This window comes from Microbacterium maritypicum (assembly GCF_041529975.1).
Taxonomy (GTDB): Bacteria; Actinomycetota; Actinomycetes; order Actinomycetales; family Microbacteriaceae; genus Microbacterium.
Window position 1 is genome coordinate 3,148,479 of sequence record NZ_CP168030.1, and the last position, 26,661, is coordinate 3,175,139.

Below are 26,661 nucleotides of genomic sequence, written 5' to 3' on the forward strand. Positions count from 1 at the left end.
CCGGCGCCGGAAGGGCGATAGTCCGCGTCCTCCTCAGGATCAGTGGGAGCCACCGTGACATGATCGTCATGTGCCAGCCGACGAATCAGCCGCTCCCCTGCCCGGGGTGTCCTTCGTGATGCCGGTGCTCAACGAGCGCGCCTACCTCGAGCACGCGATCGAATCCGTGCTCGCCCAGGACGTCGATGTCCCCACCGAGCTCGTCCTCGCGCTGGGGCCGTCGAACGACGGCACGACGGAGCTCGCTCAGCGCCTGGCTGAGCAGGACGAGCGTATCCGGCTGGTCGACAATCCCGCGGCGCACATCCCCGTCGGACTCAACGCCGCGATCCGAGCGAGCCGCTATTCGACGATCGTGCGCGTCGACGCGCACTCCGAGCTCTCCGCCGGCTACGCCGCCCGGGCGCTCCGGACCCTGGAACGCACCGATTCGGCCAATGTGGGCGGCGTCATGCACGCCGAGGGACGCACACCGTTCCAGAAGGCCGTCGCCCGCCTGTACAACTCCCCCGTCGGACTCGGCGGAGGCGCGTACCACGGCAGCTCCCAGGAGGGCGAGGCCGAGTCCGCCTATCTCGGCGTCATGCGACGCGAGGTCCTGGACGAGGTCGGCCTGTTCGACGAGTCGATCCGGCGTGGCGAGGACTGGGAGCTCAACCTTCGCATCCGTCAGGCCGGGCACCGTGTCTGGTTCGACCCCGAGCTGTCCGTCACCTACTGGCCCCGCGAGAGCTGGATCCGTCTGGCGCGCCAGTTCCGCGCGACCGGCGCCTGGCGCGGCGAGCTCGTGCGTCGGTTCGGTCGCCGCAACGGCATCCGCTACTTCGCGCCGCCTGCGCTCGTGCTCCTGGTCCTGCTCGCCCTCGTGACGGGGATCCTCCAGCTCACCGGAGTGCTCGGCGGCGCGGTCTCGCTGATCGTCTCCCTCCTCGTGTACGCACCCCTCGCGCTGTATCTGCTCCTCGTGCTGGGCGTCGCTCTGGCGCCGCGTGGCGGCGGTGTGCGCCAACGGCTGTGGACCACGCTCGTGCTGCCGACCATGCATCTGTCCTGGGGAATCGGCTTCCTCGGCGGCGTGCTCCGCGGAGCCCGCGACACCGTCGACGCCTCTCGCCTCGGCACTCGCAACACTCCGCTGCCCTGAACCGCTCCGGCGGCGAGGCCGGCGACGTCAGAGCGTGACGAAGCCGAGATCGAGGATGCGGTCGACGACACGCTGAGCAGCGTGGCCGTCGTCACGGGGGTTGAACTGTCGGCGCCACGCCGCATACCGCTCGGCGAATGCGGCGTCGTGACCCGCGTCATCGAGGGCGGCGGTGAGCTCTTGTTGCGTGCGCACCAGGGGTCCCGGCGCGCGTTCGGCGAGGTCGAAGTAGAAGCCGCGCAGCTGTCCACGGTAGTGATCGAGGTCGGGCACCAGAAAGTACATCGGCTTGCCTGTGACGCTGAAATCGAACATCACCGAGGAGTAGTCGGTGATCAGCGCGTCGGCGGCGAGCAGCAGCCGCGCGGTCTCCGGATATCCCGTCACGTCGATGACGCGCGCGCCGTCGCGGTCGCGGCCCTGTTCGAGCGTCCGGGAATGGCCGCGCACGAGCACCACCGCGTTGGCCTGACGTGCCAGGAGTTCGGGGTCGATGAAGTCGACCATCTCGGTGCGGTCGTCTCGCCAGGTCGGGGCGTAAAGGAGCACCCTCTCTTCGGCCCCGATGCCCAGGGAGCGGCGGATCGCAGCCGGGTCTTCCGAGATCAGCGTGTCATTGCGGGGGTAGCCGTCCACCCAGATCGGGCGCCCGAAGAACGCGTATGCCTTGCGCAGAATGCGTTCCGAGTAGGCGTTCTGCGCCAGGAGGACGTCCCAGCGGCGGGACTCCTTGACCACCGCCGCCATGCGTCGCGGATCGAAACCCGGCCGGTGCAGCGCGAGCCGCTTCAGCGGGGTGCCGTGCCAGGTCTGCAGGACCTTCTGACCCGGCTTGCGGGCGAAACGACGCCGCAGCCAGTCGTTGACGACGAGCAGACGCGCCGCTCCCCGTGCATGCCACCACTGGGGGCTCCCCTCGACGACCGCGATCGCGCCCTCCGGGACCTCGACCGAGAGGTCGACGACGCTCCAGTAGCGCCGCACCTGCGGAGCACGAGTCGCGAGCTCGCGGTCGATCGCGCGAGGATTGCAGCCGACGCTGCGACCGTAGAAGCTCTCGAAGAAGACCGCGTTCTCGGTGCCGCCGCTCTGGGCGACGTAGCGCTCCTCGAGCGTCGACCTGCCTTCCACCGTCTCGTACACGGGATCGATCGGCGCGGCGATGCGGACCGTGCTGCCGTCGACGGCGATGCGCACGCCGGTCAGGACGACAGGATCGATCCTCAGCTCCTGCAGGTCGACATCCGAGATCCGCAGCTCGTACGTTCCGGTCGGTAGCGGGAGTGACGGGCCGCCCCAGCGCGACGCCTCCAGCGGGAACGCGGCCTTCCACGTCTTGCCGCCGCCGCTGATGCGGGCCTCGACCCGTGCGCGCGGTCCGACCAACACGGCTTCCGCCGGTCGTGCCCCGGTCCCTGCGACGACCAGCGCCTGTGCCGTGTCGTCGATGCGGGCCGTTGTCATGCTGCTCCCTTCGGCGCGGGAATCCCCCGTGCGCGGATCACGTCATAGACGCGCTCGGTGTTGCGCCCGTCTCGATACGCGTGCATCCCCGCGCTGAGCGTAGCGGACCGCACGGACGCCGCGTCGTACACGCGACGGTCGGTGAGCAGATGCTCGAGCTGCGCGAGCAGCCCCGTCCAATCCGCGGCCGCGTCCTGGCCCGCGACCTCTTCGTATCGACCGTAGAAGCCGCGTGTGCGCGCGTACTGCTGGGCGTCGGGCGCCAGGAAAAGGACCGGCATCGGCAACAGCCCCACGTCGTAAGCGAGAGAGGAGTAGTCGGTGACGAGCACGTCCACCGCCGGCAGCACGGGCGTGACGTCGGCGATCACGGTCGAGCCCAGAGCGCGGACCCGCCTGCTCGGCAGGGGCGGCGCGTAGCCACCTTCCCCCAGCGGGTGCGAACGCACGAGGAGAACGGCGTCCTGCGCTTCGAGGAGGCGGATGATCTGAACCCACTCCGCCGCAGACGGAACGGCGGGGTCGGGAGCGCCGTCCCGCCAGGTCGGCGCGTACAGGACTGTGCGCGCGGACACGGGGATGTCGCCGACGACCCGGCGGAGAAGTGCGGATGCGGCGCTGCGCCGCTCCTCCCCCGAACCCGCCGAGAGGACATCGACGCGAGGCTCGCCGGTCACGACGACCCGGTCGTCGCCGAGACCGAATGCGGACTCCAGCCTGCCCCTCGCGCGATGGGACGCGGCGGGCAGCACACGGATCCGCTGCGCGGCGGCGCGGTAGAGCACCGCGATCGCGCGACGCAGCAGCTGCGCACCGGGGACTTTCGGCACCTCGGTCGTCGCCGGCGAGTCCAGCCCGATCCGCTTGAGCGGGATGCCGTGCCAGAGCTGGACGACGAACGCGCCACCGTTCGCATAGCGGTTGACATCGCCCAAGCCGTGAGTGACCACCAGCACACCGGCCCTGGCGGTCGCCCACCAGCCGCGTAGGCCGCTCTTGCGGGCGAAACGGATGCCGAGAGCGGCCGCCTCGCGGTCTTCGCGTTCGGATGACGTGAGCCAGAACGTGTCATGGCCCGCCGCTGCCGCGTGCTGCTGCATCGCGAGCGCACCGTCGCCGATCCCGGCACCGCAGCCGAACACCCAGCGCCGCCCTCGCGGGAGGAGAAGAGTACCGATGCGTCCGACGGCATACAGCGGGATCCGGAGCAGTTTGGCCGCGTTGCCGGTGCCGAAAGAGAAGGACGCCACCCCGCGAGCCTATCGCGCGGGGTGGCGTCCCTCGCTGTGAGGCTCGGGTCAGCCGGCCAGTTCGCCGAGGGTCACCTCGACGTCGTAGTCCTTGCCGTTGCGGACATATGTGACGGTGGCCTTGCTGCCGGCCGCTGCCGCACGCACCTGCGCGGTGAGGTCGGTCGCGCTGGTGATCGGCACCCCGTTGAAGGAGGTGACGATGTCGCCCTTCTCGATGCCGGCTGCGGCAGCAGCCCCGCCCTCGTTGGCCTTGGCGATGTAGGCACCGGCGACGGTAGCGCCCTCGATGCTCGATGCGTCCTGGACGGATGCGTTCAGCAGACCGTGGGTCGCTGCGCCGTCGGCGATGATCTCCTCGGACACTCGCTTGGCGATGTTCGAAGGGATCGCGAAGCCGATGCCGATCGAGCCGGACTCCTCGGAGCTGCCCGAGCTCGCGATCGCCACGTTGATGCCGATCAGCTCGCCCTTGCTGTTCACGAGCGCTCCACCGGAGTTTCCGTGGTTGATCGCGGCATCCGTCTGGATGACGGCGATCGAGATCGACTCCGAGGTCTGCTGCTGCTCGCCGCTGCCGGGGATGTCGAACTGGAACGGCCCCTGGCCCTGGCCCTCGGGAGACTGCTCCTGCGGCGCGTCTTCGGCGGACGAGTCGGGCAGAGCGGAGGACGCGATCTGGATGCTTCGGTTGAGCGCGCTCACGATGCCGGTCGTCACCGAGTTCGCCAGGCCCAGCGGGGCACCGAGCGCAACGGTCGTGTCGCCGACGTTGAGCTTCGACGAGTCGGCGAAGTCGATGGGCGTGAGTCCCTGGGCGTCCTTCAGCTTGATCACGGCAAGGTCGTAGATCGGGTCGGTGCCGACGACGGTGGCCTCGTAGATCTTCCCGTCCGACGCGGTCACGCGGATGGTGGGATCTGCCGCTGCACCGCCGAGGGTGACGACGTGCGTGTTCGTGAGCACGTAGCCGTCGTCGCTGATGATCACGCCGGAGCCGCTGCCGGCTTCCTGCGAGCCGGCGACCTCGATGGTGACCACGGACGGCAGTGCGGAGGTCGCGACCGCGGTGGTCTCGTTGACCGAGCCGGGGTTGTTGACCGTCACGGTCTGCGGCCCGGTCGCCGTGCCGGAGGACGGGGTGTCCTGGAGCCCGTTCAGCAGCGCACCGCCGCCGAAGCCCGCGACGCCGCCGACGAGTGCGGCCGCGACGATCAGCGCCGCGAACTTCGTGCCCCCGCGCGACTTCTGCTCCTTGGTCTTGGTGCCATCGCCGACGAGCGGCTCCGCGCCGTACGGCTGCGTGGGCTGCGTGTGCGACGCCGTCGGGATGCCGAAGGCCGCGCCCGAAGCGGTGCCCGTCGCCGGCGCAGATGGCGCGCTGAATGCGTGCGGCACCGGCGCGACCTGCGGCGCGGGCGACACGTGCGACGTGAACGTCGACGGCACCTCGTGCCCCTGCACCGGTGCACCGGGCATCGGCGCGGCGGTGGCGGGCGCGGCGGATGCCGACCCGGTCGTGTCAGCGGCGGCAGGCGTCGCCGGCTGAGCGGCGACCTCTGCAGCCTCGGTGGACGGCACGGCGTCGTTCGACGCGGGTGCCGAGTGGTCCTGGGTGTTGTCTTCGTTCATGGTGTGTGCTCCTTCAACGACCACTTCAGAATGACGCCTGTGTCTGTGTGTTCCTTATGTCGACGATGAGTTTCAGCTATGGCCTTAGCCTGTTCTTCATGAGTGTCATTCCCGGCGCATGGCGGCGCACGGCGGCCGGTGCAGGCCTGCTCGCCGCAGACGGAACCGTCGCGCCCACCATCTTCGCAGAGATGTCCGCCGCCGCAGCCCGTACCGGGGCGATCAATCTCGGACAGGGCTTCCCCGACGAGGACGGACCATCGGAGGCGCTCGAGGCCGCCCGCAGCGCGATCGCCCACGGAGCCAATCAGTATCCGCCGGGTCGCGGCATTCCCGACCTGCTCGCCGCCATCAGCGAGCACCAGCGGCGCTTCTACGGCCTCGACGTGGACCCGGCCGACGAAGTGATCGTGACGGCCGGCGCCACCGAGGCGCTCACGGCGACGCTGCTCGCGCTGATCGACGGTCCCGACGACGAGGTGGTCGTCTTCGAGCCGTACTACGACTCGTACGCCGCGGCGGTGGCGCTGGCGGGCGCACGACTGCGCACTGTCCCCCTCCGCGCTCCCGACTTCCAGCCCGACCTCGATCAGCTCGCCGCGAGCGTGACGGACCGCACCCGGATCATCCTCGTCAACGATCCGCACAATCCCACGGGTGCGGTCTTCGGTCGCGACGTGCTCGAGGAGGTCGTCCGGCTGGCCGCACGGCACGACGCCGTCATCGTCACCGACGAGGTCTACGAACACCTGGCGTTCCACGCGCCGCACACCCCGATCGCCACACTCCCCGGAGCGGCCGAGCGCACCCTCACCATCTCCTCGGCGGGCAAGACCTTCTCCGCGACGGGATGGAAGATCGGCTGGGTCCACGGGCCCGCCGACCTCATCACCGCCGTCCTCACCGTGAAGCAGTACCTCACGTACGTGAACGGCTCCCCCTTCCAGCCGGCTGTCGCGGTGGGGCTCCGCTTGCCCGATTCGTACTTCACGGATGCCGCGACGGCACTCGCCCGCAAGCACGAGATCCTCGGCGAAGGACTGCGCACCGCAGGATTCACGGTGTACGCCCCGCAGGGCGGCTACTTCACGGTGGCGGACGCGACGGCGCTCGGCGGCGCGGACGCCGCAGCATTCTGTCGTTCTCTGCCGGAGCGCGCCGGAGTCGTGGCGATCCCCCTGACGGCGTTCGTCTCCGAACCCCACCGGCACGAGTACTCGGGCCTGGTGCGCTTCGCCGCCTGCAAGCGCGTCGACGTGCTCGAGGAGGCGGCTTCGCGGCTGGCGCGGTTCTCCGCCTGACCGGCTCTCCGCTCGCAGCGGATCACGCCATCAGCGCGGTACGACCGCGTATCTCCGCGCGCGCAGCGAGGGATTGCTCCGGCGCACCCGCTCGATCGCGACGGCCTCCACGACCGCGACCGCGATGCCGGGGGCTGTCCCCACCCCCGCCAGGACCACGCCCTGCGGGTCGATGACCTGCGAGTGGCCGACACCGATCGGCGTCGGGTGATCGGCCGCGACCACGTAGACGGTGTTCTCGATCGCGCGCGCGGCGAGCAACGTCGTCCAGTGGTGCTCCTTGAGTGGACCTCGGACCCACTCGGCGGGGACGACCAGGACGTCGGCCTGCGCGTCGACGAGAGACCGGGCGACTTCGGGGAACCTCAGGTCGTAGCAGGTCATGAGCCCGAAGCGGAGTCCGCCGAGCTCGAACGTCGCGGCCTCCCCCACTTCCCCGGGTTCGATCCAGTCGGACTCGGTCTGCCCGAAGGCGTCGTAGAGATGCTGTTTGCGATAGACGGCGAGGATGCCGTCACCGCGCACTGCGACGACAGCGTTCCGCACTCGATGCCCATCGGAGGCTCGCTCGACGAGGCCGGCGACGATCACCACCGCGCGGTCGGCGGCCAGCGCGGTCAGAGTCTCGACGAACTCGCCGTCGAGACCCTCCGCATTCGCGGCGAGGGTGTCGTCCATCGGGTCGACGAAGTAGCTCGAGTACTCGGGGAAGACGATCAGCTTCGCGCCCCGCGCGGCAGCGTCGGCAGTCAGTTCCGCGATCTGCGCGAGGTTGTCGGCTCGGGAAGCGGTCGGCGCGAACTGGCACACGGCGACGGCGACGGCAGGGGTCTCAGGCATATCCCCATCCTCTCGCATCGACACGCCCGGGGCGTCGCGCAGGGCGGCCCCGATTGGCCGGGCCCCGGGATCCGTGATAAGTTACTTCTTGTGCCGCGGGGTGGAGCAGTTCGGTAGCTCGCCGGGCTCATAACCCGGAGGTCGCAGGTTCAAATCCTGTCCCCGCAACAAATGAAAGGCCCTCTGACTCGGAGAAATCCAGGTCAGAGGGCCTTTCGCTTTGCCCGGATGAGTCCGATGATTGCGAGGACGAGTCCGACGATTGCGGCGACGAGCCCGAGGATCACATCGGCCGGAGACGAGAATGGGCGCCCCCGAGGGGGCGCCCATTCTGCTCTCCGTGACGAAGGGGTGATCACTCCCCCGCTGCGGACTCCAGCTGTAGCAGCTTCTCGACCGCCGCGGTGAGGCGCTCGTCGGCCTCGGCGAACTTGGCGAGGTCACCGGCCTTCAGTGCCGCTTCACGGTCGATCAGGGCCTCCTGCGCCGAGGCCAGGGCGTCCGCCTCGGCGTTCGTCGGCTGCGTGGGCTCTGTCGGCGTCTCTCCGGTCTCCGGATCCTCTGTCCCGGGTTCGGTGGGTTCGACCTCGTCGTCACCACCGGTCGCACCGGAGTCACCGCCGAAGAGTGTGTCGAGCGCCTCGGTGAGGGTGTTCTCGAACGCGACCCGGTCACCGAAGGCGACCAGCACCTTCTGCAGACGCGGCAGCTGCGTTCCCTCGGACGACTGCACGTAGACGGGCTGCACGTAGAGCAGACCGCCGCCGACGGGCAGCGTCAGCAGGTTGCCGTAGATCACCTCGGACTCACCCTGCTGCAGCAGGTTGAGCTGGGGAACCACCGACGTATCGGAGTTGTAGGTGTTCTGCACCTGACCGGGACCGGGAACCGTGGTGTCGGTGTCGATCTCGAGCATGCGCAGCTGGCCGTAGCCCTCTGCCTTCTTGCCCTTCTCGGAACCGGCATCCGAGTCCACCGCGAGGTAGCCCATCAGCACGTCACGGCTTCCGCCCGCGCCCTGCGAGTTCGGGATGAACGTCGAGAACATCGAGAACCGCGGCGAATCCTGGCCGGGCATCTGCATCGTCAGGTAGTACGGCGGCTGCAGCATCGCCTCGCTGCGCGGGTCGTTCGGCGTCTGCCAGCGGTTGTCCTGCTGAGCGAACGAGCCGGCCTTGTCGACGTGGTAGACGCCGAGGACGTCACGCTGCACCTTGAACAGGTCGGTCGGGTAGCGCACGTGGCTCATCAGCTCGCCCGACATGTCGCTGATCGGCTTCAGCGTCGACGGGTAGATCTTCTGCCAGGTCTTGAGCACCGGGTCTTCGTCATCCCATGCGTAAAGCGTGACGGAACCGTCGTAGGCATCGACCGTGGCCTTGACCGAGTTGCGGATGTAGTTGATGTCATCGATGGCGAGCGTCGGTGACGGGACGTTGGAGTCCGCGATCGCGTCGGACAGGCTGACGCTCGTCGAGTACGGGTACGTCGAGCTGGTCGTGTAGCCGTCGACGATCCACACGATACGACCGTCCACCACGCTCGGGTACGGGTCGCTGTCGAGCTCGAGGTACGGAGCGACCTTCTGCACGCGGGTCTTCGGGTCACGGTCGTACAGGATCTGCGATTCCTCGTTCACCAGGTTGGAGAACAGGATCTGCTCCGACTGGAACTTCAACGCGTAGAGAAGCTTCGTGAACGTGTCGCCGATCTGCGGACCGCCGCTGCCCTCGAACGTGGTCTTCGTCTCGCTCGAGCCGTCCTTGCCGCGCGGGTAGTCGATCTCCGCCGGCTCGGAGCCGTCGGGAGCCCCGACGATCGAGTACTCGGGCGAGTTCTCGCCGAAGTAGACCCGCGGCTCGAAGTTCTCTCGGTCGGACAGGAACCCGGAGGTCGGGATGCCGCGCTCGAGGAACACGGGCTCACCGTCGGTCGTCCGCTGGTTGCCCGCGGCCGCGACGAGGCCGTAGCCGTGGGTGTAGACGGCGACACGGTTGTTCCAGTTGTCTCCGTCGCCGAGACCCGACATGTCGAGGTCGCGCACGGACACCACGGTGTCCTGCATCTTCCCGTCGATCTCGTACCGGTCGACGTCCATCGTCTTCTGGAATTGGTAGTACCCGCGGTACTGCTCGAGCTGACGGACGGTCGGCGGGATGACCTTCGGGTCCATGATGCGTGTGGACGCCGTGGTCTCCGCGTCGGCGCGCAGCTGGCCGGCCTCGGCATCGGTCTTGGCGGCGAAAGGCGTCGTCTCGAGGTTCGCGACCCCGTACGCCTCCTTCGTGCCGTCGATGTTCCGCTGGTAGTACTCGGCCTGATAGGCGTTCTGGTTCGGCTTCACCTGGAAGGTGGTGACCACCCAGGGGTAACCGACGCCGACGACCAGTGCGGCGACGATCAGCAGTGCCGTGGCCGCGAGCGGGAAGCGCCAGCGGCCGATGACGGCCGTGACGAAGAAGAGGATCGCGACGACGCCGGCGATGATCGCGAGGATCGCGAGGCCGGGGATGGTCGCATTGACTCCCGTGTACGCGGCACCGGTGATGCGGTCGTCGGGCTGCACCAGCGTCTTGTACTGGTCGAGCCAGAGGCTCGCCGCCTGCACGAGCAGGTAGAGCCCCGCGATGACGGCGAGCTGGATGCGAGCGGGCTTGGAGATGCGCAGCTCACCCTGGCCGATGCGCACCGAGCCGTAGAGGTACGACACGAGCGCCGTGACCAGAAGCGACAGCAGCAGGACGGCCGAGACGAACGCGAGAAGGATCGAGTAGAACGGCATCGCGAACATGTAGAAGCCGGTGTCGATGCCGAACTGCGGGTCGACACTCGAGGTGGCGACGCCGTTGGCCCACAGCCACACGGTCTTCCACTGCCCTGCGGCGGCGAACCCGGCGAACAGTCCGAAGAAGATCGGCATCCCCCACATCGCCAGACGGCGCAAGGGTTCGATGACCTCCTGGTATCGGTCCAGCTGCGAGCTGAGTCGCACGTAGACCGGGCGCAACCGGTACGCGAGCTGGATCGCGACGAACAGGGGCACGGCCATCCCGAGGAAGCCGACGACGAACATCACCGCCGTGGCGATCCACTGCGTGGTGAGAACCCCCGTGAAGCCCACCTGATCGAACCACAGGAACTCGGTGTACAGGGAGGCGAACACGAAGAACACCGCGATCAAGGCGGCGATGATCACCAAGGAGATGCCGAGAATACGTCGGGACGTTCGAGGCGTGGCCGGATTCGATGCTGAGGGTGAGGTCACCCTTCCATCCTAGGCATCGCTCACTGTGCGCGGGCTGTCATCCCGATCACGGCGAGGTCACGGCCGCTCTCGAGGATCAGCCGGCGACGCGTTCGCAGGTGGGCAGCGAGGCGACGTCGCCGTCGTCCGCGATGACCTCGAGCGCCGCGAGCGACTCGTCGAGCGTGGCCGTGCGGATCACCTGCAGCCCGTCGGGAACGTGCCCGACGACCTCGTCGCAGTTGGCCTCCGGGGCGAGGAAGTACTCCGCTCCGGCGTCACGCGCACCGTACAGCTTCTGTCGGATACCGCCGATCGGTCCGACCGTGCCGGCGGCGTCGATCGTTCCGGTGCCGGCCACATTCTCCCCACCGTTGAGCTCGCCCTCGGTGAGGGTGTCGATGATGCCGAGCGCGAACATCATCCCGGCGCTCGGGCCGCCGACGTTGTCGAGCTGGATCGTCACGTCGATCTCGAAGTCGTAGTCGGTGCGGAGCGTGACGCCGATCAGCCAGGTCGTCACTCCCCCCTCGGTGTGCTCCTCCGGGGTCACCTCGACGCTCTGCTCCTCGCCGTCGCGCAGCACCGTGAGGGTCACCGGGTCTCCCCCGGCCTTCTGGATCGCGGCCCGCAGCTCCGTCGCCGACTCGACAGCCGTGCCGTCGATCCCGGTGATCACGTCGTCGGCTTCGAGGGTGCCGTCGGCCGGAGAGTCGGCGACCGCATCCACGACCACGACCTCTGCGCCTGTGTCGTAGCCGAGCTCGTTGAGCGCGGCCGCCGTCGCCTCGTGCTGCGAGTCGACCATCAGCGTGGCGTTGCGCTCGTCGCGCTGCTCGGTCGTGACCCCCTCGGGGAAGACCGAGTCCAGCGGCACGACAGCGCGCGACGAGTCCATCCAGGCCAGCGCCAGCTCGAACCAGCTCGGGGTGCGCTCCCGGTTGCCGACGACTTGCACGGTGGTGAGGTCGAGGGTGCCCGCGGTCTCGAACGTCTCGGCGCCTTCGACCTTGATCAGGGGAACCTCGTCGCCCTCCTTGTCCGTCGCGGTGCCGAGGGTGTCGTAGACCGGACCCGGCCGCTGGATCACGTACGGCGACGGCAGGAATGTCAGCACGACGAGGGCGACGAGTGCGACGACCAGCGCCCAGACTCCGAGTCCGAGCTTTCCAGACCGCGTTCGATCCACTGCATTCCTCCGTCGTTCGCGGGCGGCGTACACCGATCTGCCCGCATCGGGTTCGCGCGCAGAAACCTGTGACTAGCGTAGAGGCCACGGCTTCAGACCTGCTGAGAGGCGAGCGACATGGCAGACAACGACCCCACCCCCGAGGACTTCCAGGAGTTCCTGCGAAGGATGCTCGCGAACCAGGGCGGTGGCGACATCGACCCCGAAGCGCTTCGAGGTGCCTTCGAAGGCATGGACGGCTTCACCCTCGACCCCGCGATGATGCAGACGATCATGTCGCAGCTCCAGGGCGCGTTCGGCGGCGACCCGTGGGAGAACGCGCTGCGGCAGGCCCTGTTCATCGCCAACCGCGACGGACAGGGCATCACCGAGGGCTCCCGCACCTCGCTCGCGGATTCCTTCTCCCTCGCGAACCTGTGGCTCGGCGAGGCCACCACGATCTCCGAGCTCTCCGAGGCGCCCACTGCGATGACCCGCGGAGAATGGGTCGAGAAGACGCTGCCGGTGTGGAAGGAGATCGCCGACCCGGTGTCGACCAGCATCGCCGACGCGCTCACCTCCGCACTCGATACGCAGGTCCCCGAGGAGATGCGCAGCGTCGTCCAGGGCGCGGGCAAGCTCATGCGCGGCCTCGGCGGCTCGGTGTTCGCCGCCCAGTTCGGCCAAGTGCTCGGCAACCTGTCGCTCGAGGTCGTGTCCGGAGGCGACGTCGGGATCCCCGTGCTCCCCGCGGGAACGGCCGCCGTCATCCCCCAGAACCTCACGGCATTCGGCGACGGCCTCGAGATCCCGGAAGACCAGATCGCGCTCTATCTCGCCACCCGGGAGCTCGCCTATGCCCGGCTCTACCGGCACGCGAAGTGGCTGCACCTGCACGTGATGGCGCAGATCACGGACTTCGCTCGGGGTGTGACCGTCGACGTGGACGCCCTCGAAGACGTAGCGAGCAGGTTGGACCCCTCCGACCCCGAGGAACTGCGCGCGGCCATCGAGGGCGGCGCGCTCCTGCCCGTGCAGAGCGAAGCGCAGCGCGAGGCCCTGACCCGACTCGAGAACCTCATCGCCACGATCGACGGCTGGGTCGACGTGGTGACCGCTCAGGCGACGTCCCGCCTCCCCGATGGCGCGCGGATCGCCGAGGCCGCCCGTCGCCGCCGCGCGGTGGGCGGACCCGCCGAGGACGCGCTCGGCGCGCTGGTGGGGCTGAAGCTGCGACCGCGGCGCATGCGCGAAGCATCGGCCATGTGGCAGGCCGTCACCGATGCCGTGGGCATCAGCGCCCGCGACTCCCTCTGGGACTATCCCGACCTGATGCCCACGGCCGAGGACATCGACGACCCGAGCGCGCTCGTGGCCCGACTGCAGGCCGTCGAACGCGGCGAACAGCCCGTCGCGGACGAGTTCGACGAGGCGCTCGCCCGCCTGCTCGACGGTGACGACTTCTCGGAGGAGACACCGTCCGATGGTGGCGAGGACGGCGCCGAGGATGATGGCGACGCCGCCCCGGAGGGGGACCGCCCGGTCTGAGGATCCGACCACGACGGGGACGGAAGGTGTCATCACCTCTCCTCCCCCGTCGGGGACACGCGCGGCAGTTGTCCACGGATGCCTCGACAACTCCCCGCGGGCGGCGGCGTCCCTCCAGAATCGGAGAGATGCCTCTCACACCGCCGATCCTCACGCGCCTCGACCCGAGTGCACCGCTGCTGTGGCGGGACGAGCACACGCTGCAGCTCGGTGACGACGACGGACTGCGCGTCGAGGCGGATGCCGCCTGGGTGGAGCTCCTACTCAGCCGCCTGCGCACGGGTTTCCGCCGCGGATCGTTCGACGTGATCGCGCACGCCGCCGGGGCCCCGCGCGAGGCGGCGAGGGCTCTGCTCGCGCGCCTGGAACCCGCACTGCTCGATGAGCCGACCGCGCCCCGCACGGCCTGGGTCGAGAGCATCGGCATCGACGACGGGCGCACCGAACACCGCATTCGGGAGGCGCTCACGGATGAGGGTGTCTCCCTCGTCGATCCCGGGCGACGACCGGGCGTGGGCGTCGTACTCGTGCGAGGCGCCGCGGCGGCTCTGCAATTCGCGCGCCACCTGCGCGAAGACACCCCGCATCTGCCGGTGTCCTTCGAGCCGGGCAGGGTGACCGTCGGGCCGCTCGTGGTCCCCGGCGAATCCGCGTGCCTCGCCTGCCGCGATGCGCACGCCACCGCCCTCGATCCGGCATGGCCACTCCTGCACACTCAGATGATCGACCGCGACCCCGGCCCGATCCGCGCCGCGCAAGTCGCCGAGGCGGGTCGCCTCGCCGCCCTGCTCCTCGCCGGCGACCGAAGCGCTGACGGGCGCGTCGTGCGCGTCAGCGCGGACGGTTCCCGCGTGTGGCGTTCGGTGACATTTCACGAAGAATGCCGGTGCCGCGGCCTGTGGTCCCCATCTCAGCGAGGAACCTCGACGGAGCACGCTCCCCCCGTCCTGCCGATCTCGACCAGGACAGCGAGAGCGTTCGCGCGGCCCGCGTGACGCCCACGTAGGCCAGACGCCGCTCTTCGTCGACCGATTCGAAGGTCGTCGCGTAGGAGATCGGGAGTGAGCCCTCGGCCCAGCCGGCGAGATGCACATGCGGCCATTCCAGGCCCTTCGCCGCGTGCAAGGTCGAGAGGGTCACCGTCCGCATCGTGGGCTCGTGCTGGTCCTTGGCCCGCGCCATCAGCGCATCGCTGAAGCTGCGCAGGGTCGCGTCCGGTCCGGCTTCCTCGGCGAGCCGCAGGATGGCGCGCCGCGCCTCCCAGCCGCCGCGCTGCGCCCCACCGGCGGCCGGTGGCTCGTCGGTCAACCCGAGCTCGCGCAGCACCCGTTGCACCCCGGGCAGGAACCCCTGCTCGGTGGGCGCCACCGCCGCCGCACGCAGCGCCAGGATCGCCTGACGCACCTCCGGCATCGAGAAGAACCGGGTCCCGCCCAGCACCGTGGTCGCGACGCCCTCGACGGCGAGCGCCTGCTGCAGCATCGCGGACTGCGCGTGCGCACGGTACAGCACGGCGATCTCCGAAGGCGATGCTCCGGCCGCGATCTGCGCAGAGATGGCGGCGGCGATGCCTGCGGCCTCTTCGCCCTCGGTGTCATAGGCGGTGACGGTGGGGGCATCCGCGGTGAACTGCTCTCGCGCCGGCACGAGCTCCAGCGCGCCGGGACGGCCCTGCATCAGCGCGTTCGCGACGGTGAGGATGGGGGGCTGGGAGCGGTAGTTCGTCTCGAGCCGCACCACCGTGGCATCGGGATGACGTCGTTCGAACTCGAGCAGGAACCGCTGCTCCGCCCCGGCGAAGGAGTAGATGGTCTGGCTGGCGTCGCCGACGACGCAGATGTCGTGTCGGTCGCCGAGCCACAGCTCCAGCAGCCTGTTCTGCAGCGGCGAGACGTCTTGGAACTCATCGACCGTGAAGTGACGGTACTGCTCGTGGACGGATGCCGCGACCCGCGGTTCTGCCTCCAACATGCCCGCGCACGCGAGCAGCACATCCTCGAAGTCGAGTTGACGGCGATCGTCCTTCAGCGTTTCGTAGCCGCGCATGAGCTCGACCAGCTGACCGGCGTCGACGCCGCTGATCGGACGCCCGAGCGCGGCGTACTGCTCGATCGAGAGCATCGAGACCTTGCGCCATTCGATCTCGGACGCGATGTCACGAAGGGTGGCCGTGCTCGGGCGGAGCCGCATCGCATCGGCGGCCTGACCCAGCATCCGCACCTTGTTGTCGATGATCGAGGGCGCGGGCGAGCCGGCAAGCGTCGGCCAGAAGAAGTTGAGTTGCGCGAGGGCGGTCGCATGGAAGGTCCGAGCCGCGACGCCCTCGACGCCGAGCGCCCGCAGACGCCCCCGCAGTTCGCCTGCCGCCTTGGCGGTGAAGGTGACGGCCATGACGCGCGACGGCGAGTACGCCCCGGTGTCGACGCCGTGCGCGATGCGATGCGTGATGACACGCGTCTTCCCGGTACCGGCTCCGGCGAGCACCACGACGGGTCCGCGAAGGACGGATGCTGCAGCCCGCTGCCGCTCGTCGAGGGCATCGAGTGCGCTCACGCGTGTTCCTCGTACCAGTCGACGATCAGTGCACGGGCGATCGACGCGTGACCAGGAAGCCCGACCGGACCGTCTCCCGCGAGGGCGGAACCGATCTCGGCACGCGTGAACCACCGCACATCGATGATCTCCTCGCCGTCGGCGAGCGCCGTGGACTCCTCATCGACGACGGCGCGGAACCCCATCATGAGCGACCGCGGGAACGGCCACGCCTGTGACGAGATGTAGCGCAGCGACGACAGGCGCACGCCGGACTCCTCCTCGATCTCGCGGTGGACGGTCGACTCCAGCGACTCCCCCGCCTCGGTGAAGCCGGCGAAGCACGAGTACATGCGGCCGCCCCAGTTCGCGTTGGCGCCGAGGAGCAGGCGTTCCCCGTCACGGCTCTCGACGGCGACGATCACGGCCGGATCCGTGCGCGGGAAGTGCTCCCGCCCGCACACGAGGCAGCGTCGCGACCATCCGCCGTTGCGCAGCTCGGTGCCACCACCGCAGGTGGGGCAGAACGGTGCGTCGCGGAGCCACCCGGCGAGCGCGACGGCACCGGTGAGCAGCTCCGTCTCCTGTCCGTCGATGCGACCGCCGAGATCGCGCAGCCCGAGCCACACCTCGTCGGGAGCGGTGTCGAGCGCATCGGTCTCCGGCGGGGCGGCGGCGAGGAGCAGCACGGTACCGTCGGCGTCGCGTCCGAGGAGAGCCCAGGTCGCCTCGACCACGGTCTCGGCGGGCACCCGCAGGAGCGTCGAATCGACGACTCTGACCCGCCCCTCGCGGACGACGATCACCCGGGTGGCCGGGTCGCCACGGAGGCGGCCGATGACGTCCGGCTCGTCGCGGAGTTCGGCTGCACGGTCGAGGGACGGGCGCGGAATGGTCATCGACTCCCTCTTTCACGGGCGTGGCGGAGGCGGGACCGCCCCTGAGCCGACCTACCCTGGGGGCATGGGACGCTCTCCTTTCACTCTAGCCGCGGCAGTGACCGCTGCTCTGCCCGGGGCGGAGGTCACGGGCGCCCGCAGCTTGAGCGCGGACGGCGACGCGCGGTTCGACTCGGCGGTGGCCTCACTTGCCGACGGTCGTGAGCTCGCGATCCGTGTCGCAGACGATGACGACACCGCGCGTGAGCTCGCTGCCGAGGCACTCGCGTTGCGTGCACTGACCGACGGCGCACGGGCGATGCTCCCCTTCCGCGCCCCGGCCTACATCGGGGAGACGCGACTCGGCGACGCCCGCGCCCTCGTGACCGAGCTCCTTCCCGGATTCCAGATCGAGGCCCCGCTGGTGCCGGCCGGGCGTGGCGCCGCCGAATCCATGGGGTCGTCGATCGCCGCCGTGCACGCCCTTCCGACCTCGGTCGTCCGCGGTTCCGGGCTCGCCACTCGCAGCGCCGAGGAGAGCCGCGCGGAACTGGAGCGCCTGATCGACACCGCCGCGGCCACGGGCCGCGTTCCGGCTCGACTCACGGTGCGCTGGCGCGATGCCGTCGCCGACGACGAGCTGTGGCGTTTCGAGTCCACCGTCATCCTGGGGGGCGTCCAGGCGACCTCGTTCCTGTTCGAAGACGACCCCGAGCGCGGTCCCGAAGTGGTCGGACTGGTCGGATGGCATGGACTCTCCGTCGGCGATCCGGCCCTCGATCTCTCCTGGCTCTCGGCAGCCCCGGACGCCGCCGCCGACGTGCACGCGGCATATGCCCGTTCGGTCGACCGGGCACCCGACAGCGGCCTGGAGGTGCGCGCGCGCCTGCTCGCGGAGCTCGAGTTCGCCCGATGGCTGGTCCACGGCGATTCGATGCGCCGACCGGACATCGTCGACGATGCCGCCGCCCTGCTGGACGCACTCGCCGAGGGCATCCGCGACGACGACCTGAACGTCGTCGACTCTCGCGGGGTCGGTGTCGACTCCGCCCTCGATGCCCTCGACCGTGTTCCCCAGGACACCGCCGCAGAGATCGATACATCGATGCACACCGACGCGTACAACCCGGAAGAGCTGTGGGCCAACGCCCCCGACGAGTCGGACCCGGCGCAGACCGAGACCGCGCCCCACGAAGCACTCCCGGGCACCGCGACCGGCCGTCGCGCCGACGAGAGCGCGCACCGGGCGGAGATGCTGAACATCGAGACCGAGGACCTCTCCGGTGTCGCGAGCCTTTTCGCCGGCACCAGCGGAGTCGCCGGAGCACGCGAGGACTCGCACCCCCTCGCCCCGCGCGAGGACACGGATGACGACGCGGACGATTCCGACGAGGCTCAGCGCGCCGCGCGCGCGGCACTCCAGCGATGGAAGAGCTCTTCCTCCGAATAGACGCGGTCGCCCCGGATGATCAGATCGTCCGCCACGTAGTACAACGCCACGTCGATCTCCTCGAGCGGCACCTCGAATCGCCGATGATAGGCCAGGCGGTAGAGCGCGAGCTGCAGCATCCGTTCGTCGCGCTCCTGCGGTGTGCGCGGCGCCCGACCGGTCTTCCAGTCGACGATCTCGATGCGGCCGCCGCGGTCGGCGCGCCGGTACACCGCGTCGAGCTTGCAGATCACGATGTGCGCCTCTTCGCGCTCGTGCGAGCCGGGCAGTCCGGATCCGAGGGCGAAATCGATCTCGATCTCCACGGCGATCGGCTTCAGCCCGCCCCATTCGCTGCGCTCGAACGTCGCCTGCAGGACAGCGAGATCAGCGGCGTCGGCGGCTGCACCCGACCCTTCGCGTACGGGGTCTGACCCGGTCTCGTCCTCGTCTATCTCCCAGAGCGCCTCGTCGACGCGACTGCCGACTCCGACGAGTTCGGACCGCTGCTCCACCCAGGCATGGAACAGGGTGCCGAGCCGCGTCTGCCGATAAGGGCGTTCCGGCATGGGGCGCACGATCGACGACAGCGTTCCCGAGAAGTCGGTGACATAGTCCTTGAATCGCGAGGCGGGGACGCGCGTCGGGGCCTCGGCATCGGTTCCGCGCTGGCGGGCGGCGCGCTCAGCCAGCAGCCGTTCGAGCTCGATCGTCGGCTCGGCCGTCCCGGCGCGCATCGCCTCATCGACGGCTGTGGCGGCTGCGGTGACGACCGTCCTCCGCGCTCCCAGCGGATCGAGTGGCCAGCGGAGCGTGGACCCGGGGCCGTCGTACGGATTGTCGTCCGGGTCCACCGTCTCGATCGGCTCGAGGCCGCGCACCTCGATCGCCTCGACGAGGAAGGGACTCGGCGTGCGCGGGGCCTTCTGACCGGCCCAGTGCGCACCGCTGAGGAGCAGATCCGTCCGCGCACGGGTGACCGCGACGTACGCGAGGCGCCGCTCCTCCTGCTGCTGATACGCGCGGTAGGCGTCCTTGAACCTCTTGAGCGCACCTCCGTGCGGATTCGCTTTCGTCGCACCGCCGGAGAGCGACGCCTGCGCGAGCTTCTGCCGCTTCGCGGGGTCGGCCTCGCCGCCCATGGCCTCGGCGGGGTCCCACTCGAAACGCGGCAACGCGTCCCTGTCGCCGCGCAGCGCGAACGGCACCACGCCGAACCCGAACCAGCCGGAGGTGTCGGAGACCCGGCTCGGAAGCTCGTCGGCGACCAACCGGACCACCGCGACCGCATCCCACTCCAGGCCCTTCGACCCGTGGATGGTCAGCAGCTGCACGACACCGGCCTCCGGCGGCTCCGGCCGCGGCATCAGCTCATCCGTGCTCTCGGCCTTGTCGAGCCAGGCGAGCAGGCTGCCGATGCTCCCGCGCTCGTCGGCGGCGAGGAACGCGCGCACCTCGTCGGCGAAGGCACGCAGCTGCGTGGCCGCGATGCGTGCAGGCCCCCTGGTCTCGTTGGCCGCGAGCTCTATGTCCAGGCGGAGCTCGAGCTCGATGAGCCGGATCAGCTCCGGGATCGGCTGCGACGAGGCGCGTCGGAGCCGTTCCAGCATCTCCCCCGCTGCTCTGACCCGCGCCCGCCCGTCGGGGGTGATCGATTCGAGCAACCGGTAGTCGTCGCGCACGGCGCGCACCACGTCGACCGCGTCGATGATCGACACCGCCTCGTCCGCGCCGCGGGAGGAGCGCAGCCGCGCGCGCACCTCCTCCGGCAGGGGCGCCATCGCGGTGTCGCGCTCCGACAGCGTGCGCCCCAGGTCGTACAGGGCCGCCATGTCGGCGACGCCGACGCCGAACCGGGGGCCGGTGAGCAGGCGGATCAGCGCGGACCCCGCCGTGGGGTCGTGCACGACGCGAAGGGTCGAGACGACGTCGACCACCTCCGGTGTCGCGAGGAGTCCACCGAGGCCGAGGATGCGGTGCGGGATGCCGCGGCCGGCGAGCGCGACCGCGAAGGTCTGCATGTGCCGCTTGGAACGGAACAGGATCGCGCCGGTGTGGGGTGTCGTCGCGTGACCCGCACCGGCCGCGCGCGCATCGTGCTCCGTCCGCCGTTCGGCGAACCAGTCCGCGACGGCCGCGGCCTCCTCGTCGACCGTGAACGGGAATCGCACGGCGACGGTGCCTTCCCCCGCCCCGGGGCGGGGTTCGAGAGGCGGGACATCCAGCCCCGGGCGCTGCAGCGGCTCGAGTACCCGGTTCGCGATGTCGAGGATGCCGCGGTCGTTCCGCCAGCTCGTCATGAGGCTGTACGTCGTCGCTGTTCCCATTCCCGAGAACGTGCCGGAGAAGGCGTAGAGGTTGTCGGCGCTCGCACCCCGCCAGCCGTAGATCGACTGGTGCGGGTCTCCGACCGCCATCACCGCGGAATCGCGGAAGAGCTCGGCGAGGAAGCGCGTCTGGATCACCGAAGTGTCCTGGTACTCGTCGAGGAGCACGACGCGATGCTGCTCGCGGAGCTCTGCGCGGACATCGGGAGCGGACTCGACGATGTCGTAGGCGCCACTGACCTGATCGGCGAAGTCCAGCACGCCACGACGTTCCTTCTCGTCGATGTAGTCACGCACCAGGCGTGCGAGCGTCGGCAGACTGAGCAGGTTGACCGCCGCCTTCTCGACATCGCCGTTGCTTCGATACGGCTCGAACGCGAGGGCCTGCTCCCCCGCGATCCGCTCGGCCAGGGCGAGGTCGACGCGATGATCGAGGGCGTCACCCGCGAGCCGCTGCACTGCGTCGATGATCGTCCCGAGCGCATAGTCGATGTTCTCCAGCTCGGGCAGATCGCTGCGGAGCACCACTTCCCGCGCGAGCATCCAGGAGGCTGCCTGGCTGAGCATCGCGACGTCGGGATCCCGCCCGATCCGTGCCGCATGTTCCCGGACGATGCCGTCGGCGAACGCGTTGTAGGTCGAGACGCGCGGCCGGACCATGAGGTCTTCCGCCGATCGGGGCGTCGCCGGATTCCAGCCGGTGCCGTGGTGCGCGGCCAGCTCGTCGAGCACATGCGTGCGCACGAGCTCGCGCTGGCGGCCCGGCACCGCCTCATCGACACGACGAAGTGCACCGGTCCGCACGATCTCGGGCAGATGCGGCAGGAGTCCCCGGCGTCCGTATTCGTCGATGACCGCGAGCCGGTGTCCGATCCGTTCAGCGAGCTCGCCCGCCGCCTTCCGCGTGAACGTCAGGCCGAGGATCTCATCTCTGCGCACGTGTCCGTTCGCGACCAGCCACACCACGCGCCCCGACATCGTCTCGGTCTTGCCGCTGCCGGCACCGGCCACGACCAGCGCCGGCTCCGGCGGAGCCTCGATCACGCGTTGCTGAGCAGCTGTGGGCGAGGGCTGGCCGAGCGCGGCGGCGATGTCGGTGGCGGAGAGGCCTTCGCCGCCGTTCCACGCCGTCATGAGCTCACCGCCGGCACCGTGTGGATTCGGCACGGATGCACGCGGCGCTGCGTGTCTGCGCAGTGCGACTCCACCTGCGCGGTGAAGCTCGATGCCGACATACCGCGCGCCGCATCCGATACCCGCCGCAGGAAGGCGGAGCGCGACTCGTCGCTCAGCGTGTGCTGATGGGCGATCCGGTAGTCGCTCTTGGCGAGCGTCTTGGAGACGATCACGAGCCGCGCACCCGCCAGAGACGCCGGCGGGGCACCCTCGACCAGCCCCTCCTGGACCGCCACCTGATAGGCGGCCAGCTGTGCGTGCTCGGCGACGCCGGAGTCGGATTCGGGGTCGTTCTTCCCGGTCTTCAGGTCGACGACGACCACGGGCCCTTCCGGTCCGCTCGACATCCGCTCCCAACCGCGTCCGCGAGCATGGGAGTGCTCGCCGGCCGCCGGCGGATAGGCCTCCACCCGGTCGATGTACCCGTGGATGACGGCCTGATTCGACCGGTCCTCCCCGACCGGGTGCACCGTCGGCACGGCATCGTCTCCCGCTTCGGCGGCCACGTCGACGGCGAAGCGGAACTCCATCTCGCTGCCGATCGCGCGGCCGCCCTCGCGGCGCACATCGCCGAGATAGGTGTGCAGGCGGCTCACGAGCACGTCTGCGCGCCGCCGCTCCTTGCGGCCGATCCACTCGGTCTCGAAGTCGAGTTCCGGCCAGTGCTCCTCGACGATCGCGCGCATCCGCTCCAGGTCACCATCGGGAACGCGCTCCATCGCCTCGTGCACGATCGTGCCGATGCCGGCGGTCGGAGGCATCACCGTGTCGCCACCGAGGGCCGAGACGACCCAGTTGAGGCCGCACTCCTCATAGGACTCCATCTTCGATGGCGAGACCCGTGCGCCGGTGACCGCGAGGTCGCGCAGCGGAGCATCGGTCGAGGTCGGGGTCATCCCGTACCACTCCGCGGGGTCGGCGCCGGGCACCCCCTCGCGGGCGAGCACGGCGAGCTGCCCGGCGGCGTCTCGCCTGAGCGAGTCCGTGTGGGCGGTGGTGAGGCTGCGTCGATGCCGCGCGACCAGTCCGCGCAGGGTGAGCGGATGCTCCGCTGACGCGTGCCGTTCCGGTGGTTCCGGGGCCGGCAGGAACCCGAAGAAGGGACTCGGCGTGAGGTCGTCGTCATCGACCGCCGTGATCAGCAGGCGGTCTCGCGCACGGGAGACCGCGCGGACGAACAGGCGGAGTTCGTCGTGGAGCGCCGCCCGCCGGCGATCCAGCACACCGACGGGTTCGGTGCTGGTGCCGGTGCGAGCCGCGTGCATCGCATCCGCAAGCCGCCATGTCTGCAGCAGACCACCGCGCAGGCGCACGTTCGGCCAGATCCCATCCTGAACCCCCGCGACGACGACCGCGTCGAACTCCGTGCCGAGGGCCGTCGCGGGGGTCAGGAGCGTGACTCTGCCCGGGCGGTCGGGCGTCGACAGCGAATCCTCGGGGACCTCGCTGTCGAGGATGTCGCGCACGAAGGTGTGCGGCTGCTCCTCGGGAGTACGCTCGACGAACCTCTTCGCCGCGTCGAAGAGCGCGACGAGGGCGTCGAGTGAGCGCGCCGTCTCGGCGCCGGTCGGCAACTGCGAGATCTCGCGCCAGGCGACCTGGAGCCGGCGACCGTCCACGGCGCGGGCCTGGTCCCACACCCGCCACAGCAGATCGTGGATCGTCTCCCCCTCGGCGGCCGCTCTGGCCGTGGCTTCGATCGTCTCGGCGAAGCGCTCTGCCGTACGCGACTCCGGCGCGTCGATGAGGGTCAGGTGCGCAGGGTTGGCCATGGCCTGCCGCAGCAGTTCTCGCGCGGGCGTCGCGCCGCCCTGTTCGAGCTCGATATGCCGGAGCCGGGCACGGAGGCGCCGCAGTCCGATCGCGTCCATCCCTCCGAACGGGGTGCGCATGGCCTCTTCGAGCGCCTCGGAGGTGCGTTCCTCGATCGGGGTCAGCGCCAGGCGCACGATGCCGACGATGTCTCGCACGATGCCCTCGCTGCCGAGCGGACGCTGCACTCCGGCGGCGCGGGTGGGGATCTCTCGGGCGGCGAGTTCGGCCTCGAGGGTCGTCACCTGTCGGGTGTCGTGGGCGATGACGGCCATCCGTTCCCAACGGATCCCCTCAGCGAGATGCCATTCCCGCATCACTCCGGCGATGCGATCGAGCTCCTCGTAGGGCGAGGGTGCGACGAAGGTCGAAACCCGGGCGTCGATCTCCTCCGATGTCACCGGCACGGGAGCACGCCGGTGCTCCACCCTGCCGGAGACCCCGATCGCCTGCGTCACGGTCCGTGTGAGCGCGGTGAGCGCCGGCTGCTGACGATGCGCACCGTCGAGCACATGCACATCCCCGAGCGCGCCCGCGAGCTGGGCGAACAGCTCCGGGCTGGCCCCGCGGAAGGAACCGGACGAGATGTCGGGGTCACCGAAGGCCAGAACGGCGATGCCGCGGCCACGGAGGCTCTTGACCATCGCGACCCCACCCCGAGTGAGCTCCTGCGCGTCGTCGATCAGCACCACGCGCAGGGGCGCCAGGGGACCGAGCGTCGGCGCGTCCGCCCGCTGCAGGATCGTGCTCGCCTCACTGAGAAGATCCGCGGCGTCGCGGTGCGCCGAGCGCAGCGCATCGAGCACCGTCCGATATTCGACCAGGAACTCCGCCGCCGCGGTCCAGACATCATTGCCCGACGCACGGAGCTCTTCGGGGTGCACGCCGATCTCGGTGCACTCCGCCAGGAACGCCCGCAGCTCGGAACGGAATCCCTTCGATGCGCGCACGGAGGCGCTGAGGGCATCCGGCCAGGCGATGCGCCCGTCTTCCATGTCACCGACGAGCAGTTCCGCGATGATGCGGTCCTGGTCTGCGCCGGTGAGCAACGCAGGCGGTTCCGCGCCCTCGCGCACCATCGCCCCGCGGACGAGCTGGAAGGCGAAGGACCCGAGGGACCGCGCCAACGGGCCGGGGGTGGCCTGACCGATGCGCACGCCGATGCGATCTCGCAGCGCCGTCGCCGCCTGACGACTCGGGGTGAGCGCGAGGACCTCTTCGGGTCGCAGCCCTTGTGCGTCGAGCAGATGCACCACACGGTCGACGAGGGTGCGGGTCTTCCCCGTTCCCGGTGCGCCGATGATGACGCCCGATGCCGACGGCTCCGCAGCGATCACAGCTCGCTGCGCGGCATCCGATGTCATGTCCTCCACGCTATCCGGACGCGCGGACATCGGCGTGCGTCCTCGTCTGTGCGCTCAGGGCGAAACCACCGCGGTCGGCCGATCCGGCGCGAGGCGCGCGGGGTAGAGTTGGGCCAGTCCCCGATCTTCAAGGAGCACGCGTGGAAATCCGCATCGGCATCATCAACACCGGCCGTGAACTGAGCTTCGACACCGGCGTGAGCGCGGACGAGGTCCGCACCCAGGTCGCCACGGCGCTGGAGCAGAACGCGACGCACGTGAGCTTCGCCGACGTGAAGGGCAACTCGTACATCGTCCCGACCGCGAACCTCGCCTACATCGAGCTGGGCACCGAGGAATCGCGCCGCGTCGGCTTCGTCGCCTGATCCGACGATGTACATCCTCCTCGCACTCGTCGGAGCGTGCGCACTGGGAATCGCGGTGCACTTCCTGATCGCCGACCGCGAGCTGCGCGGGGTCGTCCTCGCCCCCGCCATCGCGACGGCGGCATCGGCGATCCTCTACACGGGCCTGCAGTGGCTGGGCGTCGGCGAGGACAGCATCTGGCTGTGGGTCGCGAGCGTTCTCGGCGCCGTCGCGATCGCCGCCGTCGGTACCCTGGCCATCACGGCACTGCGCAAGCGCTCCGACGCGACGGCCAGGACCGCACTGGGCATCTGACCCGGACACCCCGGCCCGCGAAGGTCTCTACGACGCGAGTCCCATCGCATCCATGCGGCGCGCGTGCGCTCCCATCAGCTCGGTGTACACCGGCTCGATGCGCGCGTCGTCGACGTCGAGCAACTCGGGTCGCAGCGCGGAGCGGCAGACGAGGATCGTGTCTCCGACCAGTCTGCGCGCCCACATCGACAGCAGCGAACGCCACTCCTCGTCGCTCTCGATCGTCTCCTGGATGATCGCGACGATCTCGTGGCCGGCGTCGTCCTCTCGCAGGATCTGCGCGACCCGGCGGCCGGTGTCGCCGTAGCTCGAGGCGAGCGCGAGGTAGAAGTCGTCGAGCATCCCCGCGGTGATGTAGACCGCCAGCAGGGTCTCACGCGGACGCGCACCGATCGTCTTGCGTCGGAACGCATCGAGGTGCTCGCGGAACGGCAGCATCACCTGTGTGGGATCCCCGCCGCGTTCCGCGATGACCTCGACGATGCCGCGGTGCTTCGTCAGCGCTGCCCCGGCCGCGCGCGACAGCGACTCCTTCTCGGACAGCTCCGGCGTCGCTCGGATGAGCCGGGTGAGCGTCTCGAAGTACCCCAACTGCAGGTAGGCCGCCTGGCCGAGGAAACGATCCAGTTCGGGGGCGAGTTCGGCGAAGTCGACGCGCGTGGCATCGCTCTGTTCCCCTCGACTGCGCAGGGCGAGGGTACGCCGCGGCGCGTCTTCGCGCTGCCAGAACCACTTAACCACGAGGTCTTCCTCCCGAGTTCGCCACGTCGTTCACAATACCCGCGCCACGACCTCCTTCCGGGTCCCGACGACCCCTCGGGTAGGCTGGGCGTGTCCCCGCCGTCGGAGCGGGGCCCCGCGCCTGTGGCACAAGAGACGGCGTGGCTCCGTT

The 26,661-nt window shown here is 69.8% G+C and carries 18 protein-coding genes and 1 tRNA gene; 7 read left to right on the forward strand and 12 right to left on the reverse strand.

What is annotated here, in order from left to right; genetic code table 11:
* The first annotated feature begins 118 nt into the window (after nt 1-118).
* Complete coding sequence (locus tag ACCO44_RS15270; RefSeq protein ID WP_372469415.1) at nt 119-1,144, forward strand: glycosyltransferase family 2 protein; 1,026 nt, start codon at nt 119-121, stop codon at nt 1,142-1,144.
* Nucleotides 1,145-1,171: 27 nt separating this feature from the next.
* Here ACCO44_RS15270 and ACCO44_RS15275 read toward each other — a convergent pair whose 3' ends face one another.
* The 3 genes from ACCO44_RS15275 to ACCO44_RS15285 are packed head-to-tail and all read right to left on the reverse strand — an operon-like array spanning nt 1,172 to nt 5,490.
* Nucleotides 1,172-2,608 carry a CDP-glycerol glycerophosphotransferase family protein gene (locus tag ACCO44_RS15275; protein ID WP_372467214.1) on the reverse strand — a complete coding sequence of 479 codons (1,437 nt, stop codon included), beginning with the start codon at nt 2,606-2,608 and terminating at the stop codon, nt 1,172-1,174.
* Nucleotides 2,605-3,858 carry a CDP-glycerol glycerophosphotransferase family protein gene (locus ACCO44_RS15280; protein WP_372467216.1) on the reverse strand — a complete coding sequence of 418 codons (1,254 nt, stop codon included), beginning with the start codon at nt 3,856-3,858 and terminating at the stop codon, nt 2,605-2,607. The genes ACCO44_RS15275 and ACCO44_RS15280 overlap by 4 nt, the downstream gene beginning before the upstream one ends.
* Before the next feature lie 48 nt (nt 3,859-3,906).
* Nucleotides 3,907-5,490: a S1C family serine protease gene (locus ACCO44_RS15285; protein WP_372467218.1), complete on the reverse strand. Its 1,584-nt coding sequence runs from the start codon at nt 5,488-5,490 to the stop codon at nt 3,907-3,909.
* Between the two features lie 98 nt (nt 5,491-5,588).
* On the opposite strand from ACCO44_RS15285, the gene ACCO44_RS15290 reads away from it, so the two are divergent.
* Nucleotides 5,589-6,791, forward strand: coding sequence for an aminotransferase class I/II-fold pyridoxal phosphate-dependent enzyme (locus ACCO44_RS15290; RefSeq protein WP_372467219.1), 1,203 nt, complete (start codon nt 5,589-5,591; stop codon nt 6,789-6,791).
* Nucleotides 6,792-6,821: 30 nt separating this feature from the next.
* On the opposite strand, the gene ACCO44_RS15295 is transcribed toward ACCO44_RS15290, so the two are convergent.
* Nucleotides 6,822-7,631 carry a carbon-nitrogen hydrolase family protein gene (locus ACCO44_RS15295; RefSeq protein WP_372467221.1) on the reverse strand — a complete coding sequence of 270 codons (810 nt, stop codon included), beginning with the start codon at nt 7,629-7,631 and terminating at the stop codon, nt 6,822-6,824.
* A 94-nt stretch (nt 7,632-7,725) separates the two neighbouring features.
* Here ACCO44_RS15295 and ACCO44_RS15300 point away from each other — a divergent pair.
* Nucleotides 7,726-7,799, forward strand: a tRNA-Met gene (locus ACCO44_RS15300).
* A gap of 187 nt (nt 7,800-7,986) precedes the next feature.
* Here the strand turns inward: ACCO44_RS15300 and ACCO44_RS15305 are convergent.
* Both ACCO44_RS15305 and ACCO44_RS15310 read right to left on the reverse strand, forming a co-directional pair.
* A complete protein-coding gene (locus tag ACCO44_RS15305; RefSeq protein ID WP_105709616.1) occupies nt 7,987-10,896 on the reverse strand; it encodes a UPF0182 family protein in 2,910 nt (969 codons plus the stop codon).
* A 76-nt stretch (nt 10,897-10,972) separates the two neighbouring features.
* On the reverse strand, nt 10,973-12,064 hold the full coding sequence (locus ACCO44_RS15310) for a PDZ domain-containing protein (protein WP_262000659.1): 1,092 nt from the start codon (nt 12,062-12,064) through the stop codon (nt 10,973-10,975).
* Nucleotides 12,065-12,181: 117 nt separating this feature from the next.
* On the opposite strand from ACCO44_RS15310, the gene ACCO44_RS15315 reads away from it, so the two are divergent.
* Nucleotides 12,182-13,591 (forward strand): zinc-dependent metalloprotease, encoded by a 1,410-nt coding sequence (locus ACCO44_RS15315; protein ID WP_372467223.1) that lies wholly within the window; start codon nt 12,182-12,184, stop codon nt 13,589-13,591.
* A gap of 260 nt (nt 13,592-13,851) precedes the next feature.
* On the opposite strand, the gene ACCO44_RS15320 is transcribed toward ACCO44_RS15315, so the two are convergent.
* The 3 genes from ACCO44_RS15320 to nudC are packed head-to-tail and all read right to left on the reverse strand — an operon-like array spanning nt 13,852 to nt 17,022.
* On the reverse strand, nt 13,852-14,466 hold the full coding sequence (locus tag ACCO44_RS15320; protein ID WP_372467224.1) for a hypothetical protein: 615 nt from the start codon (nt 14,464-14,466) through the stop codon (nt 13,852-13,854).
* The gene (locus ACCO44_RS15325) at nt 14,423-16,144 is read right to left on the reverse strand and encodes an ATP-dependent helicase (protein WP_372467226.1); all 1,722 of its coding nucleotides are present in this window, start codon (nt 16,142-16,144) and stop codon (nt 14,423-14,425) included. The genes ACCO44_RS15320 and ACCO44_RS15325 overlap by 44 nt, the downstream gene beginning before the upstream one ends.
* On the reverse strand, nt 16,141-17,022 hold the full coding sequence (nudC, locus tag ACCO44_RS15330) for an NAD(+) diphosphatase (protein WP_372467228.1): 882 nt from the start codon (nt 17,020-17,022) through the stop codon (nt 16,141-16,143). The genes ACCO44_RS15325 and nudC overlap by 4 nt, the downstream gene beginning before the upstream one ends.
* A 97-nt stretch (nt 17,023-17,119) precedes the next feature.
* Here nudC and ACCO44_RS15335 point away from each other — a divergent pair, with 97 nt between their 5' ends.
* Entirely contained in the window at nt 17,120-18,451 is a 1,332-nt protein-coding gene (locus tag ACCO44_RS15335) for a hypothetical protein (RefSeq protein WP_372467230.1), read from the forward strand.
* Here the strand turns inward: ACCO44_RS15335 and ACCO44_RS15340 are convergent.
* Together ACCO44_RS15340 and ACCO44_RS15345 are read right to left on the reverse strand one after the other, a co-directional pair.
* The gene (locus ACCO44_RS15340) at nt 18,397-21,891 is read right to left on the reverse strand and encodes a UvrD-helicase domain-containing protein (RefSeq protein WP_372467232.1); all 3,495 of its coding nucleotides are present in this window, start codon (nt 21,889-21,891) and stop codon (nt 18,397-18,399) included. The genes ACCO44_RS15335 and ACCO44_RS15340 overlap by 55 nt on opposite strands.
* Nucleotides 21,888-25,109: an ATP-dependent helicase gene (locus ACCO44_RS15345; protein WP_372467234.1), complete on the reverse strand. Its 3,222-nt coding sequence runs from the start codon at nt 25,107-25,109 to the stop codon at nt 21,888-21,890. Before ACCO44_RS15345 ends, ACCO44_RS15340 begins: the two co-directional genes overlap by 4 nt.
* Nucleotides 25,110-25,249: 140 nt before the next feature.
* Between ACCO44_RS15345 and ACCO44_RS15350 the strand changes: the two genes are divergently transcribed.
* Together ACCO44_RS15350 and ACCO44_RS15355 are read left to right on the forward strand one after the other, a co-directional pair.
* On the forward strand, nt 25,250-25,474 hold the full coding sequence (locus ACCO44_RS15350; RefSeq protein ID WP_029262039.1) for a DUF3107 domain-containing protein: 225 nt from the start codon (nt 25,250-25,252) through the stop codon (nt 25,472-25,474).
* Between the two features lie 7 nt (nt 25,475-25,481).
* Nucleotides 25,482-25,769, forward strand: a complete 288-nt coding sequence (locus ACCO44_RS15355) for a hypothetical protein (protein ID WP_105709608.1) — start codon at nt 25,482-25,484, stop codon at nt 25,767-25,769.
* Between the two features lie 27 nt (nt 25,770-25,796).
* Here ACCO44_RS15355 and ACCO44_RS15360 read toward each other — a convergent pair whose 3' ends face one another.
* On the reverse strand, nt 25,797-26,510 hold the full coding sequence (locus ACCO44_RS15360; RefSeq protein WP_105709607.1) for a ferritin-like fold-containing protein: 714 nt from the start codon (nt 26,508-26,510) through the stop codon (nt 25,797-25,799).
* Nucleotides 26,511-26,661: the final 151 nt, after the last annotated feature.

Coding starts and splice junctions, on each gene's coding strand:
- ACCO44_RS15355 (WP_105709608.1), top strand. CDS start 25,482: ATGTACATCCTCCTCGCACTCGTCGGAGCGTGCGCACTGGGAATCGCG.
- ACCO44_RS15275 (WP_372467214.1), bottom strand. CDS start 2,608: ATGACAACGGCCCGCATCGACGACACGGCACAGGCGCTGGTCGTCGCA.
- ACCO44_RS15270 (WP_372469415.1), top strand. CDS start 119: ATGCCGGTGCTCAACGAGCGCGCCTACCTCGAGCACGCGATCGAATCC.
- ACCO44_RS15340 (WP_372467232.1), bottom strand. CDS start 21,891: ATGACGGCGTGGAACGGCGGCGAAGGCCTCTCCGCCACCGACATCGCC.
- ACCO44_RS15290 (WP_372467219.1), top strand. CDS start 5,589: ATGAGTGTCATTCCCGGCGCATGGCGGCGCACGGCGGCCGGTGCAGGC.
- ACCO44_RS15315 (WP_372467223.1), top strand. CDS start 12,182: ATGGCAGACAACGACCCCACCCCCGAGGACTTCCAGGAGTTCCTGCGA.
- ACCO44_RS15285 (WP_372467218.1), bottom strand. CDS start 5,490: ATGAACGAAGACAACACCCAGGACCACTCGGCACCCGCGTCGAACGAC.
- ACCO44_RS15295 (WP_372467221.1), bottom strand. CDS start 7,631: ATGCCTGAGACCCCTGCCGTCGCCGTCGCCGTGTGCCAGTTCGCGCCG.
- nudC (WP_372467228.1), bottom strand. CDS start 17,022: ATGACCATTCCGCGCCCGTCCCTCGACCGTGCAGCCGAACTCCGCGAC.
- ACCO44_RS15345 (WP_372467234.1), bottom strand. CDS start 25,109: ATGACATCGGATGCCGCGCAGCGAGCTGTGATCGCTGCGGAGCCGTCG.